This window comes from Streptomyces capparidis (genome assembly GCF_054782095.1).
The window spans coordinates 16,332-37,017 of the sequence record NZ_BAAGTD010000065.1; the positions used below are offsets into that span (position 1 = coordinate 16,332).

The following is a 20,686-nucleotide window of genomic DNA, read 5'->3' on the forward strand; positions in this document are numbered from 1 at the left end:
CCGCCGGACCGGCGGCCGCCCGCGCGGCGTCAGGCCCTACTGGGGCTGGGCCGGGTCCGCGGCCGGCAGGGGGGCGGGCTCGTCCTCCCGTGCCGCCCTCGGGCCGGGCACCGCGGTGGTGTCCGGCAGGCCGGACAGGCCCAGGCGCACATGGATGGTGCGGGCGATGTCCGCGATGGTGCCGCGGCTGCGCAGCAGCTCCATCGGCGGGATGTCGACCCGGTACCGCTTGTGCACCGACACCAGCAGCTCCGCGGCCATCAGGGAGTCCACGCCGTACTCGTCCAGCCTGCGGTGGTGGTCCAACTGCCCGGGGTCCATGTGCAGCACCTCGGCGAGGGACGTGGTCAGGCTGTCGGCGATGAAGGCCAGCGCCTCCTCCCCCGACATCCCGGCGAGGGCGCGGCGCAGGTCCTCCGCGGACATGCCGCCGTCCGCGCCGTGGTCCGGGACCACGGCGCTCAGGCGAGGGCTGGACGTCAGCGGCAGCAGCGAGCCCGCGCGCGACCAGTCCACCCGGGCGACGGCCGCCACGGCGGTGCCGGTGCCCAGCAGCCGCTCGGCCGCGGCGAACGCCTCGTGCGGCGCGACGGCCTCCAGGCCGAGCGCGGCCAGGGAGCCGGTGAGGTCGTTGCGGGCGACGTAGCCGACGTCGCTGATGGCGCCCCAGGCGACGGCCAGGCCGGCGCCCGAGGACCGGTGGCGCCGTCGGGCCAGCGCCTCCAGGTACAGGTTCGCGGCGACGTAGGGGGCCTGGGTGGGGGCGCCGATCACGGTGGTGGTCGAGGAGTGCAGCAGGAACAGGTCGCACTCCCTGTCCCGGGTCAGCCGGTCCAGGACGGCGGCCCCGCCCAGCTTCGGCGCCAGCACGGCGGCGATCCGCTCGGGGGTCAGCTCGGCGAGCGGCGCGTCGTCGAGGTGCATGGCGCAGTGCGCCACGCCGCGCAGGGGGTGACCGCTCGCGTCGATCTCCTCGACGACGCGGCGCATGGCGTGCGGGTCGCCGGCGTCGGCCGCGTATACCACGGCGGAGGCGCCCTGCCCGGCCAGCCGGGCGGCCACGGCCGCCGCCTCGGGGGCGGCGGGGCCGCGGCGGCTGACCAGGGCGAGGCGGCGGGCACCGAGGCGCGCGAGCCACTCGGCGGTGGCGGCGCCGAAGCCGCCGGTGCCGCCGGTGACGAGGTAGGTGCCCTCCGGGTCCAGCCGGGGCGCCCGGTGGGCGGGCTCGACCAGCGGCGGCTCGTCCAGCGGGTCGAAGGCGACGACGACCTTGCCGATGTGCCGGGAGTGCTGGAGCAGCCGGAACGCCTCCTCCACACGGGCGGCGGGGAAGACGCTGTGCGGCAGCGGGCGGTAGGCGCGCCGCGCCGTCAGGTCGTCGATCTCGGCGAGCAGCCGCGCGCCGGTGGCGGGGTCCTCCAGGACCTTGGTCAGGTCGACGCCGAAGAATGCCACGTTCTGCCCGAGGGCGCGCATGCCCAGCGGCCGGTTCTCGAGGATGTCGCGCTTGCCGAGCTCCACGAACCGGCCGCCGGGGCGCAGCAGCTCCAGGCTGCGGGTGATCGCCTCCCCGGCGAGGGAGTTGAGCACCACGTCCACCCCCCGGCCCTGCGTGATCTCCATGACCCGGGGGGCGAAGCCGAGGGTGCGGGAGTCCAGGACGTGCTCGACGCCCAGGGCCCGCAGGAAGTCCCGCTTGAGGTCGCTGCCCGCGGTGGCGATCACGCGGGCTCCGTGCGCCCGGGCGTACTGGAGGGCGGCCAGCCCCACGCCGCCTGCCGCGCCGTGCACCAGCACCGTCTCGCCCTCGGCCAGCCGGGCCAGGTGGCCCAGGCCGTAGTGGACGGTGGCGAAGGCGACGGGGGCGGTGGCGGCCTCGGCGAAGGTGAGGTGGCCGGGGAAGGGCCGCACCGCCAGGGCGCTGGTGACCACGTGCGAGGCCAGGGAGGCGGGGCCGATTCCCGCGACGCGGTCGCCGGGGGCGAGGCCGGCCACCTCGGGCCCGCAGGCGACGACGACGCCCGCGCACTCCATGCCGGGGCCGGCGTCGGACAGGGTGCCCTCGAACGCCTCCCTGGGCAGCACCCCGGCGCACTGCATGACGTCCCGGTAGTTCAGCGCCGCGGCGCGCACCTCCACCAGCACCTCGCCCGGCCCGGGCACGGGGCGCGGCACCTCCTGCCAGGCGAGCCGGTACGCCAGTCCCGGTTCGCGCACCCGCAGGGCGAAGGACTCCCGGCCGGTGGCGGGCCGGGCCGCGGGCCGCGGGACCTCCCGGGGGACGAAGCGGCCCGCGGGCGTGAGGACGATCTCGTCCTCGTCGGTGGGTGAAAGCAGCTCCCCGGCCAGGCGCCGCCCGTCGGCGGCCGGGTCCGCGGTGCGGTGCAGCGCGACCCTGCGGCCGTGCAGGTCGGGCCGCTCGTTGGCCAGGCAGCGCGCCGCTCCCCAGGCGGCGGCGTCGATCGGGTCGGCGGCGGGCGGGTCGGCGCTTGCCGATTCGGTGCCGGGTGCCGGGTCGGGCAGCGCGCCGCCGGGTCCGGTGACCAGCCACACCTGTGTGGTCACCCCGTCGGGGAGGCGGTCCCGGGCGGCGGCCAGGGCCCGCAGGGTGGCGAGGCGGCGGGTGGTGACGGCCACGGCCTCCCCCGGGTCGGCGGGCGGGTCGCCGCCGAGGAGGAGCGCCACGGCCAGGACGGGGGGCTCCGCCTCCGGCGCGCCGTTCCGCACGGCGAGCAGGCCGCGCCAGCCGCGGGCGTCGTCCGTGGCCGGCCCGACCCGGACGGAGCCCGCGCCCGCCTCGGTCAGGGCGCCGGCCACCGCGTGGGCGAGCTCCCTGTCCCGCGGGGACTCGGTGGCGACGACGTAGGTGGTGCCCGGCCCGGGGGCGGGCAGCGCGGGCGCCTGCCGCACGGGGCGGCGGGGGGCGGCGGCGAGGAAGACGGAGAACTGGTCGCGGGCGGGCGGCGCGTCGTCGCCCGTGCGGACGACGCCGGCGTACCCGCACCGGCGGAGCAGGGTGGGCCACCGGTCGCGGGGCAGCAGCAGTGACTGCGGCCGCAGCTCGGTGTCGGTGTGGCCGTGGAAGCTGGCCAGCCCGCCGAAGAACAGCAGCAGCGCCTCCGGGTCGTGGGGCTCGACGGCCAGCAGATGGCCGCCCGGCGCGAGCAGCGTGCGGACCCGCCGCAGCGCGGCCTCGAGGTCCTTGGCGGTGTGCAGGGAGTTCGCGGCCACCACCAGGTCGAAGCCGTGCGGCGGGAAGCCCTGCTCGGCGGGGTCCGTGTCGAGGTCGAAGGTGCGGTACTCGACGAAGTCGTGGGCGGCGAAGCGCTTGCGGGCGCGCGGGAGGAAGAACGCGGAGGTGTCCGTGAAGCAGTAGCGGGTGCGGTCGGGGGGCAGCAGCGGCAGCAGCGCGGCGGTGGTGCCGCCGGTGCCCGCGCCGATCTCCAGGACCCGCAGGGGCCGGTCGCCCGGCCACCGGCGCACCGCCTCGCGCACCAGCGCCTGGGCCACGCGGTTGTGGAACCGGCACATCGGGGCGATGTCGTAGAACTGCTCCAGCACCTGCACCGCGGAGTCGGCGACCAGCAGCTCCAGGGGGTCCTGGGCGCCACTGAGCACCTCGCGGAAGTGCATCCCCTGGTAGGCGCCGAAAGCGGTCTCGGTGACGAACGCGGGGGCGAGCGCCAGCGCCTCGTCGCACCCGGAGGGGCGGCCGTCGGCGGCCGTCAGCCGCGCCCGCCCGTCCTCGTCCCGGCGCAGCAGGCCGTGGCGCTCCAGCAGGCCGGTGAGCATGGGGACGATGCCCCGGTACCGCTCCGGCATCCCGGCCGCCACCAGGGAGTCGGCCGTGAACGGCGCCTCCGGGTCGGGCAGCAGCGCGGCGAGCGCCTGCGCGCAGCCCCGCGCGGTGACCTCGGCCTGGAGGGGGGCGAGCCGGTCGTAGCGGCTCTCCCGCCACGCGGCGCGCAGCCGCGCGATGCGCTCGCCCGCCGCCGCGAGGATCGCCTTGGGGGCGGGCAGCGGGGACGGGTCGCACGGGGTGGCCTCGTGCGGGGCGGCGCGCAGCACCGGCTGGTGGACGGTGACGGGGGTGCGGTGCGGCGAGGGCAGGCGGCGCAGCCGGCAGCCGTCGAGCCGGGCGGTGACGGTGCCGTCCGGGTCGGCGACGGTGATGTCCCAGCAGACCTCGGTGTCGGTGCGGTCCCGCTCGCGCACCCACACCAGGCCCTCGGCGGACGGGGCGGCCCACACCCGGACGGCGTCGATGCCCGAGGGCAGGTGCGCGTGCCCCTCGGCGAGCCGCTCCGCGAGCAGGGGCGCTCCGGCCTGGAGGGCGCCGTCGAGCAGGGCCGGGTGCGCGGTGTAGGGATCGCCCGGCGCGTCGTGCCGGTAGGCGGCCAGCACTTCGCGGTCGCCCACCGCGAGCCGGCGCAGCACCTGGAACTCCGGGCCGTACGTCAGGCCGGCCCTGGCGCACGCCCGGTAGTGCTCCTCGCCCGTGACGGCGCGGGGGCAGCGCTGCCGGAGGGCGGCGGGGTCGAGGGGGGCGGGCCGGGGGGCGAGCAGCGCCCGCACCCGCGCCCGGGCGTGGGTGCGGGGTTCGCCGCCGCCCTCGTCGGTGCTGGAGACCGTCAGCGCGCCGTCGTCGGGGTTGAGCGCGACCTGGGTGCGCACGGCGGAGGCGTCGGGCCACGCCACGACCAGGGCGCCGGTGATGTCGAGGTGGTCGGCCTCGACCGGGCCGCCGAGGGCCAGGCGCCCGGCGGCCAGGGCCATCTCCGCGAAGCCGGTGGCGGGCATGACCACGGAGCCGGCCACGCGGTGGTCGGCCAGCCAGGGCACGGCCACCGGCTCGACCTCGCCCTCCCACACCGGCAGCGGCGAGGGCAGCCGTTCGCCGAGCAGCGGGTGCCGGCGCACCCCGTCACCGCTGGAGTGCACCCAGGACCGGGGGGTGCCGCTCCAGTGCCGGGTGCGGCGCCAGGGGTAGGCGGGCAGGGTGGTGACCCGGCCGGGCACCGGGAAGTGGCGCTTCCAGTCGGCCTGGGCCCCGGCGGCGAGCAGGGCCGCGGGCACGGTGGCCACTTCCCGGGGGCCGTCGCCGCCGCGGCGCAGCGTGGGCAGCACGGCGATGCCGGTGCCCGCGTGGCCCGCGGCGATCCGGCGCAGGTAGGTGCGCAGGGCGGAGTGGGGGCCGATCTCGACGAAGACGTCCCCGCCGTCGGCGATGGCCTGCTCCACCGCCGCGTGGAACCGCACCCGGTGGCGCAGGTTGCGCCACCAGTACCGGGCGTCGAGCTCGGGGCCCGCCGCCCGCGCGCCGGTGACCGTGGAGTACAGGGGGACGGCGGCCCGGGCGGGGGCCAGGTCGGACAGGGCGGCGGTGAAGGAGGCTCGGCTGCCCTCCACGCAGCGGTTGTGGAAGGCGTAGTCGAGGCCCAGGTCGCGGAAGAACACCCCGCGCGCGGTCAGCCGCTCGCCGAGGGCGGCCAGCGCGGCGGCCCGGCCCGACACGGTCACGTCCTTGGGGCCGTTGACGGCGGCGATCTCCAGGGCCCGCCCGTAGGGGGCCAGTTCCCCGGCGGCCTGCTCCACCGGCAGGCCGACCGCGGCCATGCGCCCCCCGCCCGCGCCGGCGGCCTGGGCGCGGCCCCGCTCGACGAGGACCCGCGCCGCCTGGGGCAGGCTCAGGGCGCCGCTGGTGTGGGCGGCGGCGACCTCGCCGATGCTGTGCCCGAGCACCAGGGACGGCTCGACGCCGCGGGAGCGCAGCGCGGCCACGAGACCGAGCTGCACGGCGAACAGCAGCGGGGACGCCACCTCGGTGTCCGCCAGCCGCCACCGCCGCGGCGGCAGGGCCAGCTCGTCGGTGACCGACCAGCCGAGCAGCGGGGCGAGTTCGGCGTCCGCCTCGGCGACGGCCCGGGCGAACGCGGGGTCGGCCGGGAGCAGGTCGGCGGCCATCCCCGCCCACTGCGAGCCGTTGCCGGTGAAGACGTACACCACGCGGCCGGTGGCCACCGCCTCGCCGACCGCCCCGACGGCGTCCCCCGCCGCGTACGGCGGGAGCTGCCCGTCCGCGGCGGTGCCGTCGCCGTCCGCGCCCGCCCCGCCGCCCTCACCCCCGGGGCCGCCCGCACCCCCGGGGCCGCCCCCACCGCCGGGGCCGTCCGCGCCCGCCCCGCCCGCGAGCGCGGTGAACTCCCGCGCGGCCTCCCGCGCGGTGCGGGCGAGCACCACGGCGCGGTGCTCGTGCCTGCCGCGGCGCAGGCACGAGGTGTGGGCGATGTCGTGGTACTCCCCCGGCTGCGCGTCCGCCAGGCGCCGTGCCATGCGCGCCGCCGCCTCGGACAGCGCGTCGGCGGTGCGCGCGGTGACCAGCACCGGCAGCCCCTCGGGCGGCACGGGGGGCGCTTCGGTGGCCGGTTCGGGCGCGGGCGGGGGCCCGGTGAGGACGACGTGGGCGTTGGCGCCGCCGAAGCCGAAGGAGTTGACGCCCACGACGGGCCGCTCGCGGGCGGGCAGGCGGCGCGCCTCGCTGGTGACGGCGAGCCCGAGCCCGGCGAAGTCGATGTCCGGGTGGGGCGGCAGGGCGTGCAGGGACGGTGGCGCGATCCCGTGCCTGAGCACCAGCAGCGCCTTGCACAGACCCGCCATGCCGGAGGCGGGCTCCAGGTGGCCCACGTTCGTCTTGACCGAGCCGATGGGCAGTTCGCCGGTGATGCGGCGGATGCCCAGGGCGCGGCCGATGGCCACGGCCTCCAGCGGGTCGCCCACGGGGGTGCCGGTGCCGTGCGCCTCGAAGTACACCAGCTCGTCGGGGTGCACGCCCGTCTCCGCGTACGCGCGGCGCAGCAGGTCCTCCTGGGCCTGCGCGCTGGGCAGGGCCAGGCCCAGCGTCCTGCCGTCGTTGTTGGTGGCGGTGCCGAGGATCACGCCGTGCACGCGGTCGCCGTCGACGAGGGCGTCGGCGAGCCGTTTGAGCACCACCACCCCGCCGCCCTCGGCGCGCACGAACCCGTCGGCGTCGGCCGAGAAGGACGCGCACCTGCCGCGGACCGACAGCATCGACGCCTGGCAGAAGCCGATGTAGTGGTAGGGGCTGAGCAGGACGTTGACGCCGCCGCACAGGGCGACCCGGCACGTGCTGTCCCGCAGGGCCCGGCAGGCCGCGTCCAGCGCGAACAGCGCGGAGGAGCAGGCGGTGTCCACGGCCACGCTGGGCCCGCGCAGGTCGAAGGTGTGGGAGACGCGGTTGGCGGCGATCGAGGAGGCGGCGCCGGACATCGTGTACGGGCCGACGGTGCGCAGCGACGTCATCTGGAGGCCGCCGTAGGAGGCGTCGGAGATGCCGACGTACACACCGGTGTCGGAGCCGGCGAGCGCGGCCGGGTCGACGGCGGCGTCGTCCATCGCCTCGGCGGCCAGCTCCAGCAGCAGGCGGTGCTGCGGGTCCATGTGCGCCGCCTCCTTCGGGGAGATGCCGAAGTAGGCGGCGTCGAATCCGGCGACGTCGTCGAGGAAGCCGCCGGCCGCGGTGTAGCTCTTGCCGACCCGGGGCCGCGCGGTGTCCACGAAGCGGTCGGCCTCGAACCGGTCCTGCGGCACCCGGCCGACCAGGTCGCGGCCCTCCTCCAGCGCCCGCCACAGCTCGTCGAGGTCGTTGATGCCGCCGGGCAGGCGGCAGGCCGCACCGACGACGGCGATCGCGCCCCCCCTGCCGGTCTCCCGGGTTTCTTCCATGGGCGTGGCCCCTCCCTGCCGGTTTCGCGTCCTGGGCTGACTACCCTCCGCACACGCCGGTTACTCACTGACTGTAGTCAATCGCTTACGAACGAGTGAGGGGCGGCGGCCACAAATCGAACGTCGGCGCATCCCGTCACTTGTGCGGAGGCCCCGCGCCGCGGCGCGAATGCCGCTCACCGCGCATGGCAATCCATGGGAGGGGACGCCGCCGCGTCGGCGCTCCCCTCGTCCCCCCACCCACCCGTCCCATCCACGGGAGTCCCTGTTGTCCGTACTGTTCACCGGCGCGACCGGTTTTCTCGGCAGCCGTGTCCTTCGGGTACTGCTCGCCCAGGGCACCGGGGAGAGCGTCACCGTGCTCGGGCGGGGCTCCCCCGCGGAGCTGCGCGAGCGGGTCGTGGCCGCCGTCTCCTGGCCCACCCCGCTCCCCCCGGGCGCGCTCGGCCGCCTGCGCCACCTCCCGGCCGACCTCACCGAGCCCCGCCTCGGCATGGACGCACGCGACCGCGACCGCGCGGCGCGGGGCGTCACCGCCGTGTGGCACTTCGCGGCGAGCACCGCCCTCCAGGGCGACCCCGCGGCGCTGTACCGGGCCAACGTCCTGGGCACCCGCGCGGTGCTGGAACTCGCCGGGGAGGCCCCCGGCGCCCGGGTGCTGCACGTCAGCACCGCCTACGTCGCCGGGCGGCGCGCGACCGGCCGGGTCATGGAGGACGACCTCACCGAGGAGCACGGCTTCGAGACCTACTACGAGGAGACCAAGTACACCGCCGAGCGGCTGGTGCGCTCCTGGGCCCGGGAGTCGGGCCGCTCGGTGACGGTGCTGCGCCCCAGCCTGCTCGTCACCGACCGGGCGGTCCCCGAGGGGCTGCCGGAGCAGCCGTTCGCCACGCTGCTGCGGGTCGCCGCGCGGACCCTGCGCGTCGGGAGCGGCGAGGCCGAGGCCCTGGCCGAGGTCCTGGGCGGGGGCGCGCTCCCCGACAGCGCCGCGCGGTTCCGGCTGGAGGGCGACCCGAGGGGCTCGGCCAACCTCCTCCAGGCGGAGTACGCGGCGACGGCCATGGCACGGGTGGCCGCCGCCCACCGCGACGCGGGCCCCGGGGTGACGACCGTGCACGTCACGCACCCGCGCAACACCTCGTTCGCGGTGGCGAGCCTGGCGCTGAAGGCCGTCCACCCCGGTCTGGACGTCACCATCGAACCGGTCCTGCGCGGCCCCACCCCGTACGAGGCCGTCGCTGCGGAGCGCGCCGGGTTCCTGCTGGCGTTCAGCGCGCAGCGGCGCACCTACGACCGGACGAACCTGCTGCGCGCCGTCGGCGGCCTGCCCGACCCGAAGCCGATCACCAGCGCGTATCTGGCCCGGGTGATCACCGCCTGCGCCCGGCCGGAGGGGACCGCCCTGGAACGGGGCCGGGCGGCGACCGCCTGACCGCGGGACCGTCTCGCCTCCACCGTCCCGACCAGGGGCGACGCCCGACGGGCGGCCGTTGTCAGTGGCGCGCGCCACACTGGACGGCGTGAGGCACCGATCACCAAAGGCGGTGGGCGCGGATGACGGACGTACTGTTGGCGGTGGGCACGAGCAAGGGCCTGTTCCTGGGCCGCCGCGCCCGGGAGGCGGACGGGGCGTGGCGACTGTCCGGGCCCCACTTCCCCATGCAGGCGGTGTACGCGATAGGCGTCGACACGCGCCGGGCGGTGCCCCGGCTGCTGGTCGGGGCGGACAGCTCCCACTGGGGTCCCTCGGTGTTCACCAGCGACGACCTCGGGGAGAGCTGGCACGAGCCGGCCCGGCCCGCGGTGCGCTTCCCCGAGGAGACGGGGGCCTCGCTGGAGCGGGTGTGGCAACTGCACCCGGCGGGCCCCGCCGCGCCCGAGGTGGTGTACGCGGGCGCGCAGCCGGGGGCGCTGTTCCGCTCGGACGACGGCGGGGAGACGTTCTCGCTGGTGCGGAGCCTGTGGGAGCACCCGACACGGGAGAAGTGGGACGCGGGCTACGGCGGGCAGGCCGTGCACACGATCCTCACCCACCCGCGCGACCCCGACCGGGTGACGGTGGCGGTGTCCACCGGCGGGGTGTACCGGACGCTGGACGGCGGCAGGTCGTGGGAGCCGTCCAACAAGGGCATCGAGGCGCCGTTCCTGCCCGACCCGCACCCGGAGTTCGGCCAGTGCGTGCACAAGGTCGCGCAGGACGCGGAGAACCCCGACCGGCTGTACCTCCAGAACCACGGCGGGGTCTACCGCAGCGACGACGCGGGCGCCACCTGGCACTCCATCGCCGAGGGGCTGCCCGCCGACTTCGGGTTCGGCGTCGCGGCGCACCCGCGGCGGGGCGGCACCGCGTACGTCTACCCGCTGGAGGCGGACTTCCTGCGGCTGCCGCCGGGGCGGCGCTGCCGGGTCTACCGGACGCGGGACGCCGGGGAGTCCTGGGAGCCGCTCGCACAGGGGCTGCCCTCTGGCGACCACTACGGGGTGGTGCTGCGCGACGCGCTGTGCCTGGACGACGCCGACCCGGCGGGCGTCTACTTCGGCACCCGCAACGGGGAGGTGTACGCGAGCGCCGACGAGGGCGACAGTTGGCGTCCGGTGGCGCGGCACCTGCCGGACGTGCTGTGCGTGCGGGCGGTCGCGCTGAGCGCACCGTAGCGGTGGCGAGCCACTAGAGTAACGGCCCGTGGCGAGGCGACCGTTGAACGAGATTGTCGAAGCAGGGTGGGCCAAGGCCCTGGAGCCGGTGGAGGAGCGGATCGCCGCGATGGGGGACTTCCTCCGCGCGGAGATAGCGGCGGGCCGCACCTATCTGCCCGCGGGGCCGAACGTGCTGCGGGCGTTCCAGCAGCCGTTCGACGAGGTGAAGGTGCTGATCGTCGGGCAGGACCCGTACCCGACCCCGGGGCACGCCGTGGGACTGAGCTTCTCGGTGGCGCCCGAGGTCCGCCCGCTGCCCGGCAGCCTGATCAACATCTTCCGCGAGTACGGCACCGACCTGGGCCTGCCCGCGCCGTCCAACGGCGACCTGACGCCGTGGACCCGCCAGGGCGTGCTGCTGCTGAACAGGGCGCTGACCACGGCGCCGCGCAAACCCGCCGCGCACCGCGGCAAGGGCTGGGAGGAGGTGACCGAGCAGGCCATCCGGGCGCTGGTGGCCAGGGAGAAGCCGCTGGTGGCGATCCTGTGGGGGCGCGACGCCCGCAATCTGCGGCCCCTGCTCGGCCGGCTCCCGGCGATCGAGTCGGCGCACCCCAGCCCCATGTCCGCCGACCGGGGCTTCTTCGGGTCGCGGCCGTTCAGCCGCGCCAACGAGCTGCTGCTGGGGCAGGGCGCCTCCCCGGTGGACTGGCGCCTGCCGTGACCGGCCGCGGCCCGGGGCGGCCCGGGCCCGGCAGGGACGAGGGCGGGCCCGGCGAGCGCGGGCCGGGCGGGAGCGGAACCGCGGGCCGGGCCGGCCCTGGTGCCCCCGCCGCCCCCGGTGGCGCGGCCGGTTCCGGTGGCGGGGCGGGCTGGGTGCTCGGGGTGGACTCCGGCGGGTCCGGGGTGCGGGTGGCCCTGGCGCGGGTGGACGGCGCCGGAGCCGCCGAGGTGCACGGGCGGCGGGAGGCGGGCGGGCCGGTGCGCACCGGCGGCGCGGGGATCGATGCCGGGGCGCTGCTCGCGGCGGTGCTGCCCGCGGCGCGGGAGCTGCTGGAGTCCGCGGGCGGCGGGAGCCTCGACGCCGCCGCGGTGGGCGCCGCCGGGATGGCGTCGCTCGGCGAGGACCTGCGGGCGCGACTGCCCGGGGCGCTGGCCGAGGCGTTCGGGGTGCGGTCGGTGGCGCTCGCCGCGGACGCCGTCACCGCCTACGCGGGCGCCCTCGGCGACCGGCCCGGCGCCGTGGTCGCGGCGGGCACCGGCCTGATCGGGCTCGGCACGGACCTGCGCACGGGGTGGCGGCGGGTGGACGGCTGGGGGCACCTGCTGGGCGACTGCGGCGGCGGGGCGTGGATCGGCAGGGCCGGGATGGAGGCGGCGCTGCGGGCGCACGACGGGCGGCGCGGCGGGTCGCCCGCGCTGCTGGCGGCGCTGGAGGCGGCGTTCGGCCCGCCCGGTGACGTGCCCGCGCTGCTGTACCCGCGGCCGGACCGGCCCGCGGTGCTGGCGTCGTTCGCGCCCGAGGTGGCCCGCTGCGCCCGCGAGGGCGACCCGGTGGCCGCCGCGGTGGTCCGCGAGGCCGCCCGGCACATCGCGGACACCGCCGCCGCGGCCTGCCCCGAGCTGCCCGGCTGCGCGGTCGCCTGGACGGGCGGCCTGTTCGCGATGGGCGAGGTGCTGCTCGGCCCGCTGCGCGAGGAGCTGACCGCGGCCCGCCCCGGGGTCCGCCTGGCCGCGGCGGAGGGCGACCCGCTGCACGGAGCCGTCCGCCTGGCCGCCGCGCTCGCCGCGGGCACCCTGCGGCTCCCGGTGCGCGAGCCCCTGCTGCGGGTGGTGCCGGCGCCGGCCTGAGGCGCACACGGCCGTTTCACATCCGGAATTCCGGCTTTCTGGACATCCGCGCACCTCAGCCGCCCCGCCGGGCGACCCCGCGGGCGTCAGCCACTACGATCCGAGGTCATGAGTTCTGCTGCTGGCCCTGGAAACGGCCTGCCCGTACGAATGCCGCGTCCCCGCAAGCCGGGGCGGCACCGCAGGCCGGAGCCGCTGGCCGTGCCGGACGGCGCGCCCTCGCTCGTCCTGGCCGTGCCCGGCGCTCCCACCGACGCCTCGCGCGCGATAGCCGAGGAGGTCGTGAGCCTGGTCCGCGCCGACCTGCCCGGCCTCGACGCGCGCCCCGCCTACCTGGAGGGGGAGGGCGGGGAATTCCCGAGCCTGGGCGAGGTGCTGCCCGGCACCGCCGCGGGCGCGGTCGTCGTGCCGCTGCTCGCCAGCCCCGACGCCGGCACCGTCGAGCGGCTGCGCGAGGCCGTGGCCGCCAGCGGGGTGCCCGCCGAGCTGACCGAGGTGCTCGGCCCGCACCCGCTGCTCGCCGAGGCCCTGCACGTGCGGCTGTCCGAGGCCGGGCTCGCCCGCGCCGACCGGGCCCGCCTGTTCACCGTCACCACGGCGGCCGACGGCATAGTGCTGGCCACGACGGGCGGCGAGGAGGGCCTCCAGGCCGCCGGGATCACCGGTGTGCTGCTCGCCGCGCGCCTGGCGGTGCCGGTGCTGGCGGCCGCCCTGGACATCGAGGGCTCCATCGCGCACACCGCCGCCCAGTTGCGGGCCTCCGGCGCCGGCCAGCTCGCGGTGGCGCCGTGCGTGATAGGCCCCGAGGTGCCCGCCGACCTGCTGGTGGGGGCGTCCGCCGCGGCGGGCTGCCCCGGTGCCGAGTCGCTCGGCGCCTACCCGGCGGTGGGCAGGCTCGTGCTGAACCGGTACACCGCCGCGCTGGGCATCGCCCCCACGGAGCAGCGGATGCCCGTCTGACCGCGGTGCCGCCCGGGCGGCGGGCTCGGGCGGGCGCCCCGCTCGGGCCCGCCGCCCCGGGCGGCCGCGGCGGCCGGTCAGGCCCGCCGGAACACCACGCAGGACGCGGCGGGCGCCTTCAGCGTCCCGGCGTGCGCCGGCACCCCGGTCTCCGGGTCCAGGTCGAACCACGCCACCTCGCCCGACCGCTCGTTGGCGACGTACAGGCGGCGCCCTGAGGGGTCGGCGGCCAGGTGGCGCGGCCAGTCGCCGCCGCAGTCCACCGCGGTGACGGGCTCCAGCTCCTCCCCGGTGGGGTCGGCGGCGAGCACCGCGAGGGTGTTGCCGCCGCGGCTGGCCGCGTAGACGAAGCGCCCGTCGGGCCGCACCACGGCGTTCGACGGGTAGTCGGGGCCCGGCGCGTCCGGCGGCGCCAGCGGCGCCTCGCCGACCGGGGCCAGCCGCCCCTCCTCGGTGTCCCAGCGGCACACGGTGAGGGCCGGGGTCAGCTCGTTGACGAGGTAGGCGACCCGCCCGCCGGGGTGGAAGGCCAGGTGGCGCGGCCCGAGTCCGCCGCGCACCTTGAGGTTGGTGTGCGGGCGCAGCGCCACCGGGTCCAGGCCGAGCCGGTACACGTACACGCAGTCCGTGCCGAGGTCCACCGCCAGGATCCAGCGCCCGGACGGGTCGGGCACCACCTGGTGGGCGTGCGGGCCCTCCTGGCGCTCCTTGACCGGGCCCGAGCCGCGGTGCCTGAGCACGTCGGCGACCTTGCCCAGCCCGGCGCCGTCCAGGACCGGCAGGGCGCTGACGCTGCCCGAGCCGTAGTTGGCGGTGAGCAGCACCCGGCCGTCGGCGGCCGGCGCCAGATGGGTGGGGTGCGCGCCGCGCACCGGGCGGTGGCCGAGGGGTCGGGGCCGGTCCGGGTCGGTGAGGTCGTAGGCGAGCGCCGCGCCGTCCCGCGCCTCGGACACGGCGTACAGCACGCGGCCGTCGCCGGAGAGCGCCAGGAAGGACGGGTCGGGCGCCCGCACGCTCCCGGTCCTGTGCAGTTTCCCCGTCGCCTCGTCCACCGCGGCCACGGTGATCCCGTCCCCGCCCGCGGAGGTGAACGAGCCTATGTAGGCCCGGATCCTGCCGTCACCCTGTCCGTCCACCACGTCCCCGTCCGTCCCGTACGCCCGGGCCGGCTGCCCGGCCCCGGCCTGTCTGGCCATCGCCACCAGACGGTAGCCGCGCGGCGGTGGTCCCGTGCCCGCCTCGCACCCGCGTATGCCCGGCGTGTCGGTCGCGGGGGCGGTTTTCGGCCAGGCGGCCGGGGCGGGGCGCGCCGGGCGGGGCGGGGTGCGCGGCGGCCGGGGAGGCGACGGCCGGGAACACGGGCCGCGCCGGGTGCCCCCGCGCGGGTCAGCGGGTGGCGCCCGTGAGCCGGGCGGCGGCCTCCACCCGTTCCGGACCGGCCGGAGAGGGCCGCGCGGACCCCGCGAGCGGCAGCGCCAGCTCCGACAGCCTCTGCTCCAGGTTGTGCAGATGCGTGAGGGGCGGCGCGCCCGCGGCCCGCTGCGGGGCGTCACCGGCGGGGGCCTCCGTCCCGCTCCCGCTCACGGTGAGGGAGTGCACGGCGGCCTCCACCCGCGAGAGGGCGGCGGCCAGGGAGGCGTGGGGCGGGCCGGCCGGATCGGCGGTGGCGGCGACCAGGGCGCGCACCTCGGCCGCGCAGTCGTCGAGCAGGGCGATGACCTGCCGGGCGCGCGCCTTCCTGGCGCGGAAGGGGTTCAGCGGGTGCACCAGCGGGCCGAGCGCGATCCGCACCCGGCGCAGCACGAGTTCCAGCTCGGCGGCGTGCGGGGCCGGGTCTGCCCCGGGATCGCCCGCGAGGCGGGCGGCGGCCGCGGCGGTGGCCGCGTGCACGCACCGCAGCGCCCGCCGGATCCAGACCTCGTTCGTCGCGTGCGTGGTGACCGGCAGCACCAGCGCCACGGCCAGCGCGGCGGACACCGCGCCCACGCCCGTCTGCGCGAGGCGGAGGGCCAGCAGGGCGGGGTCCAGAACGCCCAGCAGCCCGTAGAGCACACCGGCCATGACCGTCACCGCCACCATCATCCAGGAGTACGAGACGGCGGCGGTGTAGAAGATCCCGAAGACGCAGACCGCGATCAGGACGGCCGAGGGCACGGGCGCGCCGTGCAGCGGGACGACGACGAGCAGGCCGACGGCGATGCCGATCACCGTGCCCAGGACGCGGCGGAAACCGCGGACCAGGGTCTCGCCGCGCGAGGCCGTGTTGACGAAGATCCACCACACGGCGCCCACCGCCCAGTACCAGCGCTCCTCGGAGAACACCTGCCCGACGCAGAGCGCGAGCGCGGAGGCCGCGGCGGCCTGGACGGCCTGCCGGGTGGTGGGCCGCGCCAGGCCCGTGCCGCCGGGGCCTGGCGGGGCGGCGGCCGGCGCGGCACGGCGCTCGATGGGCCAGAGCAGGAAGCGCACCGCGCCGGACACCAGCAGGGCCAGGCCCATGGCGGCGTACAGCTCGGGCAACTGCCCGGGGACGGCGTGCAGGAACTGCGTCACGAAGAAGCTCATGAACGCGAAGATCCCGAGCGCGTTCCCGCGCATGCCCCAGCGGCGGGCGTAGACCCCGCAGAACACCACGGCCACGAACGCGGCGTCGCGGACCGGCGGAACGCCGTGCAGGGTGGCGGCGAGCGCCAGCACCGGGAATCCGGCGGCGGGCAGCAGCGCGGTGGTGATCCGCTGGGCGCGGACGGTGGCGTCGGTGACGGTGAACAGGGCGAGGAGCGCCGCGAGCCCTCCGGTGATCGACGCGGCGAGCGGGAGCCCGCACAGCGCGGAGGCGGCCACGGCGGCGCCGACGCCGATGACGGCGCGGGCCGAGGTCCGCAGGCGCAGGCGTCCAGGGTCAGGAGCGATGAGGATCCTCTTCACGGCGGTGTGCCGTCCCCCTTGCGATGATGCGCGCCGCGCCCGCGGCCGTCCGGGGTGGTGGGCGGGCGGCGGGCACGACGAAGGCACCGCGGTCCGGATCCGGCCTCGTCGCCGTCCGGCGCTGCGCGGCGCCGCAAGTACGTGGATGGGACAGGATAACCATCTTCTGCCCCAATGGCTCAACAGCCGAGTTCCCGGCTGGGCCATTGGCACAGTGAAACAGCCCTGGGATCGGCCAATGGCAGGCCAACGGTCCAGGCGTCTCCCCCGGATCGAGCCGCTTCGACCGGCCGGCGCCTTGGCTAACCTGCACGGGTGACCACCGACCTGACCCTGCTGCCCCGCGTCGCCTGGCGCGGACGGGAGGTCACCGCGCCCCGGCTCCGCGGCCTCCTCGCGCTGCTCGCGGGCGACCTGCGCGCGGGGTGCAGCACCGAGCGGCTCGTGGCGGGGCTGTGGCCGGACGAGCTGCCGGAGCGGCCCGGCAAGGCGGTGCAGGTCCTGGTGTCCAGGGCGCGGGCGCGCCTGGGTGCCGACGTCATCGCGAGCACGCCGACCGGATACCGGCTCACCCTCGCCGAGGAGCAGGTGGACGCCTCCGCCCTGCTGCTGCGCGCCGCCGCGGGCGCGGACCGGGCCAGGGCCGGGGACCACGCGGGATCGCTGGTGGCGGCCGAGGCCGGGCTCGCGCTGTGGGAGGGCACCCCGGACGGGTCCGGCGGTGGCGGCGACCCCGTGGCCGCGCTGCGCGCCGAGCTCGCCCCCGTCCGCGGCGCGCTGGTGCGCGCGCGGGGCCTCGCGCTCGCCCGGCTGGGGCGGCACGCGGAGGCGGCCGGGCCGCTGGCCAGGGCCGCCGCGCGGCATCCGCGCGACGAGGAGGTGCTGGCCGAGCTGCTGCGCGTCGAGGCGGCGACGACGGGGCCGTCCGCGGCGCTGACCCGGTACGAGGCGTACCGGCGTGAGCTGCGCGACCGGCTCGGCACCGACCCGGGCGCCGGGCTGAGGGCCGTGCACCGGGAGCTGCTGCGCGGCGAGCCGCCCGTGGTCCGGCACGGCGTGCCGCACGAGCCGAACCCACTGCTGGGGCGGGACGAGGACATCGCGGCGGTGGAGGGGCTGCTGCGGGACTCCCGCGCCGTCACCGTCGTCGGCCCCGGCGGCCTCGGCAAGACCCGGCTGGCGCACGCGGTCAGCCGCCGGGCCGGGCAGCGCGTGGTGCACTTCGTGCCGCTCGTCGGGGTCGGCGCGGACGGGGACGTGGCCGCGGAGGTGGCCTCCGCGCTCGGCGCGGGCGAGGGGCGGCACGGCGCCGTGGGCGGGCGCGGGGCGGCCGACCCGGTGTCCGGCGTCCTCGGGGTGCTCGGGCCCGGGCCCGCGCTGCTGGTGCTGGACAACTGCGAGCAGGTGGTCCGGGGCGCCGCCGACCTGGTGCGGGCCCTGGTCGCGTCCTCGAAGGACCTGCGGGTGCTCGCCACCAGCCGGGCTCCGCTGGGCCTGACCTCGGAGGCGGTGTACGCGCTGCCGGAGCTCGGCCTCGACACCTGCGTCGAGCTGTTCACGCAGCGGGCCAGGGCCGCCCGGCCCGGCGTGGAGCTGCCGCCGGACGCGGTGGCCGGGCTGTGCCGGCACCTGGACGGGCTGCCGCTGGCGGTGGAGCTGGCCGCGGCGCGGGCGCGGGTGCTTTCGGTGCCGGAGATCGCCCGCCGCCTCGGCGACCGGTTCGCGCTGCTGCGCGGCGGGGCCAGGGACGCGCCGGAGCGCCACCGCACCCTGCACGCCGTCGTGGAGTGGAGCTGGAACCTGCTCTCGGAGGACGCCAGGGCCGCGCTGCGGACGCTGTCGGTCTTCCCCGGCGGCTTCTCCGGCGAGGCGGCGGAGCGGGTGCTGGACGGGGACGCGCTGCTCCTCCTGGAGGAGCTGGCCGATCAGTCGCTGCTCACCGTCGCCGACACCCCGTGCGGCGTGCGGTTCCGGATGCTGGAGACCGTGCGGGAGTTCAGCGCGGCCCGGCGGGCGGAGGCAGGCGGGGAAGAGGAGGCCGTCGGCCGGTTCCTCGCCTGGGGGCGGGACTTCGGGGTCGCCCACCACGACGTGCTCTCCGGCGCGGACCCGCTGACCGCCCGGGAGCGGATCAGGGCCGAGCAGGACAACCTGGTGGCGGCCCTGCGGCACGCCCTGGCCCGTGGGGACGGCCCCGCCATCGCCGCCCTCACCGCCGTGCTCGCCGGTCTGTGGTCCACCGAGTCCAACTTCGCCCGCCTCGCCGCCCTCGCCGCGGACACCGGCCCGCCGCTGTCGCACTACCACCCCGAGCCGGAGTACGTGGAGGTCGCCCGCGCCGCCGCGGTGGTGGGCGCGGCGAGCCTGCTCATGGGCTACGGGCCGCGCGCCGTGCGCCAGCTCGTCGTCCTCCGGCGGCTGCCCCCGGCCCCGCGGGACACGCTGCCGGGCGCCGTGGCGGCGGTGCTGAGCGCGATCCCCGAGATGCTGCCGCCCGACTACGAGGTGCTGCGCGAGCTGTGCGGCAGCGAGCGGCCGCTGGTCGCCGGCATCGCCGAGTGCGTCGCCACCTATGTGTGGGAGTACGAGCAGGACATGGACCGCGCGCTCGCCTCGGCCCGCCGGATGACGGCCGCGCTGGAGCGGGTCGCCAACCCGTCCCTGACGGTCCTGGGCCACGCCCGGCTGAGCGATGTGTGCTTGCAGACGGGGCGCGGCGAGATCGCGTACGGGCACCTGAAGGCGGCGCTTGAGGCGCTGGCGCGGCTCGGCGACGAGCACGACTCCATGGGCGTCCGCTGGGGCCTGGTCCTCGCCTGCCTCCAGCGCGGCGACCCGGACGAGGCCGAGTACTGGCTGGGTGAGGCGGAGGGCGGCGACACCGCGCAGACGGACGCCTTCTACAGCCCCGATCTCGGCGCGCGCGCCGAGATCGCGCTCGCCCGCGGACTGACGGAGACCGGGCTCGGCCTGTGGCGCCGCGCCGTGGAGCGGATGCCCGAGGCCGGTTCGACGCGCGCCGGCGACCCCTGGATGGACCCGTGGGCGCTGGAGGTCCAGTCGGCCGCGGTGACGGCGCACGCGCACGCCGGCCGACCGGAGCTCGTCGCGGAGCCGGCCGACCGGCTGCGGCGGTGGCTGCGGACCCTGCTCTCCGGCCCGCCCCGCCTGCCCATGGAGCTCCCCGTGCTGGGGACGGTGCTGCACGCGCTCGGCACGACGGGGCTCGCGTCCGGCGACGCCGAAGCGGTACGGATGGTCGCGCTGGCCGACCGGCTGCGGGTGCTGCGCGGATTCCAGCCGACGATGTCGGCGGCCCGCGCCCGGGAGGCGGCCGAGGACGCCGACGGGGCGGCGTACGCCGACGCGGTGTCGGAATACGCCGCCCTGCGGCGGGAGGAGCTGCGGGAGGCTGCCCGCGCGCTCATCGCGGGTCGCGGTTGAACAGCGCCGTGGACCAGCGGTAGCCGAGCACGGTCAGGCCGGCGCACCAGGCGACGGCGAGCCACCCGTTGTGCCCGATCTCGGTGCCGAGGAGCAGGCCGCGCAGGGTTTCGATGGCCGGGGTGAAGGGCTGGTACTCGGCGATCGGCTGGAACCAGCCGGGCATCGCGTCGGCCGGGACGAAGGCGGTCGAGATGAGGGGGAGGAGGATCAGCGGCATCGCGCTGTTGCTCGCCGCCTCGGCGTTCGGGCTGGCCAGGCCCATCCCGACGGCGATCCAGGTGAGGGCCAGGGCGAACAGCACGAGCAGCCCGAGCGCGGCCAGCCACTCCAGGGCGGTGGCGTCCTCGGAGCGGAAGCCGATGGCCACCGCGATGGCGCCGACGAGGACCACGCTGGCGATCGACTGGAGCACGCTGCCGAGGACATGCCCGATGATCACGGAGCCGCGGTGGATCGCCATGGTGCGGAACCGGGCGACGATGCCCTCGGTCATGTCGGTGGCCACGGACACCGCGGCCCCGACGACGGTGCCGCCGATCGTCATCATCAGGATGCCCGGGACGATGTAGGCGATGTACTCGGAGCGGTCGGCGCCGCCGCCGCCGATGCCCGCGCTCATCACGTCGCCGAAGATGTAGACGAAGAGCAGCAGCATCATGATCGGCGTGAGCAGCAGGTTCAGGGTGAGGGACGGGTAGCGCCGCGCGTGCAGCAGGTTGCGGCGCAGCATCGTGTTCGCGTCGCGGACGGCGAGGGGCAGGGAACTCATCGGACGGCCTCCTTGGCCTGGTCGGTGCCGCCGGTGAGGGCGAAGAACACGTCGTCGAGGTCGGGGGTGTGCACGGTCAGCTCGTCCGCCTCGATGCCGGCCGAGTCCAGCCGGTCCAGGACGGCGCGCAGCTCGCGCGGGCTGCCGTCGCTGGGGATGTGCAGCGACAGCGCCTCGTCGTCCCGAGTGGCGTCGCCGAGCGCGAGGGCGGCCCTCCGGTACGCGGTCGGGTCGGTGAAGCGGAGTCGGACGTGGCCGCCGGGGACGAGGCGTTTGAGTTGCTCGGCGGTGCCTTCGGCGGCGATGCGGCCGTTGTGCAGGACGGCGATGCGGTCGGCGAGTTCGTCG

10 protein-coding genes and 1 pseudogene are annotated in these 20,686 nt (G+C 77.5%); 6 read left to right on the top strand and 5 right to left on the bottom strand.

What is annotated here, in order from left to right; genetic code table 11:
- Window positions 1-36: 36 nt before the first annotated feature.
- A complete protein-coding gene (locus ACYVO2_RS33500) occupies window positions 37-7,743 on the bottom strand; it encodes an SDR family NAD(P)-dependent oxidoreductase (protein ID WP_461011863.1) in 7,707 nt (2,568 codons plus the stop codon).
- Window positions 7,744-8,011: 268 nt separating this feature from the next.
- On the opposite strand from ACYVO2_RS33500, the gene ACYVO2_RS33505 reads away from it, so the two are divergent.
- The 5 genes from ACYVO2_RS33505 to ACYVO2_RS33525 all read left to right on the top strand — a co-directional run bounded on the left by ACYVO2_RS33505 (window position 8,012) and on the right by ACYVO2_RS33525 (window position 13,194).
- Window positions 8,012-9,178, top strand: coding sequence for an SDR family oxidoreductase (locus ACYVO2_RS33505; protein WP_461011864.1), 1,167 nt, complete (start codon window positions 8,012-8,014; stop codon window positions 9,176-9,178).
- Between the two features lie 122 nt (window positions 9,179-9,300).
- The gene (locus tag ACYVO2_RS33510; protein ID WP_461011865.1) at window positions 9,301-10,401 is read left to right on the top strand and encodes a WD40/YVTN/BNR-like repeat-containing protein; all 1,101 of its coding nucleotides are present in this window, start codon (window positions 9,301-9,303) and stop codon (window positions 10,399-10,401) included.
- Between the two features lie 28 nt (window positions 10,402-10,429).
- On the top strand, window positions 10,430-11,107 hold the full coding sequence (locus ACYVO2_RS33515) for a uracil-DNA glycosylase (protein WP_461011866.1): 678 nt from the start codon (window positions 10,430-10,432) through the stop codon (window positions 11,105-11,107).
- Between the two features lie 152 nt (window positions 11,108-11,259).
- Window positions 11,260-12,234 carry an N-acetylglucosamine kinase gene (locus tag ACYVO2_RS33520; protein ID WP_461011867.1) on the top strand — a complete coding sequence of 325 codons (975 nt, stop codon included), beginning with the start codon at window positions 11,260-11,262 and terminating at the stop codon, window positions 12,232-12,234.
- Between the two features lie 108 nt (window positions 12,235-12,342).
- Window positions 12,343-13,194 carry a sirohydrochlorin chelatase gene (locus tag ACYVO2_RS33525; protein WP_461011868.1) on the top strand — a complete coding sequence of 284 codons (852 nt, stop codon included), beginning with the start codon at window positions 12,343-12,345 and terminating at the stop codon, window positions 13,192-13,194.
- Window positions 13,195-13,271: 77 nt separating this feature from the next.
- Here ACYVO2_RS33525 and ACYVO2_RS33530 read toward each other — a convergent pair whose 3' ends face one another.
- Together ACYVO2_RS33530 and ACYVO2_RS33535 are read right to left on the bottom strand one after the other, a co-directional pair.
- Window positions 13,272-14,390: a lactonase family protein gene (locus ACYVO2_RS33530; protein ID WP_461011869.1), complete on the bottom strand. Its 1,119-nt coding sequence runs from the start codon at window positions 14,388-14,390 to the stop codon at window positions 13,272-13,274.
- A 190-nt stretch (window positions 14,391-14,580) separates the two neighbouring features.
- Window positions 14,581-16,122, bottom strand: a complete 1,542-nt coding sequence (locus ACYVO2_RS33535) for an FUSC family protein (RefSeq protein ID WP_461011870.1) — start codon at window positions 16,120-16,122, stop codon at window positions 14,581-14,583.
- Between the two features lie 315 nt (window positions 16,123-16,437).
- Between ACYVO2_RS33535 and ACYVO2_RS33540 the strand changes: the two genes are divergently transcribed.
- The gene (locus tag ACYVO2_RS33540; protein WP_461011871.1) at window positions 16,438-19,566 is read left to right on the top strand and encodes an ATP-binding protein; all 3,129 of its coding nucleotides are present in this window, start codon (window positions 16,438-16,440) and stop codon (window positions 19,564-19,566) included.
- Here ACYVO2_RS33540 and ACYVO2_RS33545 read toward each other — a convergent pair.
- Together ACYVO2_RS33545 and ACYVO2_RS33550 are read right to left on the bottom strand one after the other, a co-directional pair.
- A complete protein-coding gene (locus ACYVO2_RS33545; RefSeq protein ID WP_461011872.1) occupies window positions 19,547-20,338 on the bottom strand; it encodes an ABC transporter permease in 792 nt (263 codons plus the stop codon). The two genes, ACYVO2_RS33540 and ACYVO2_RS33545, sit on opposite strands and share 20 nt — an antisense overlap.
- Window positions 20,335-20,686: pseudogene (locus ACYVO2_RS33550) on the bottom strand (ABC transporter); the annotation flags it as partial. The pseudogene ACYVO2_RS33550 and the gene ACYVO2_RS33545, both read right to left, overlap by 4 nt.

What these genes read in the sequence shown, in the direction of transcription:
- ACYVO2_RS33545 (WP_461011872.1), bottom strand. Translation starts at nt 20,338, where the DNA reads ATGAGTTCCCTGCCCCTCGCCGTCCGCGACGCGAACACGATGCTGCGC.
- ACYVO2_RS33500 (WP_461011863.1), bottom strand. Translation starts at nt 7,743, where the DNA reads ATGGAAGAAACCCGGGAGACCGGCAGGGGGGGCGCGATCGCCGTCGTC.
- ACYVO2_RS33510 (WP_461011865.1), top strand. Translation starts at nt 9,301, where the DNA reads ATGACGGACGTACTGTTGGCGGTGGGCACGAGCAAGGGCCTGTTCCTG.
- ACYVO2_RS33525 (WP_461011868.1), top strand. Translation starts at nt 12,343, where the DNA reads ATGAGTTCTGCTGCTGGCCCTGGAAACGGCCTGCCCGTACGAATGCCG.
- ACYVO2_RS33530 (WP_461011869.1), bottom strand. Translation starts at nt 14,390, where the DNA reads ATGGCCAGACAGGCCGGGGCCGGGCAGCCGGCCCGGGCGTACGGGACG.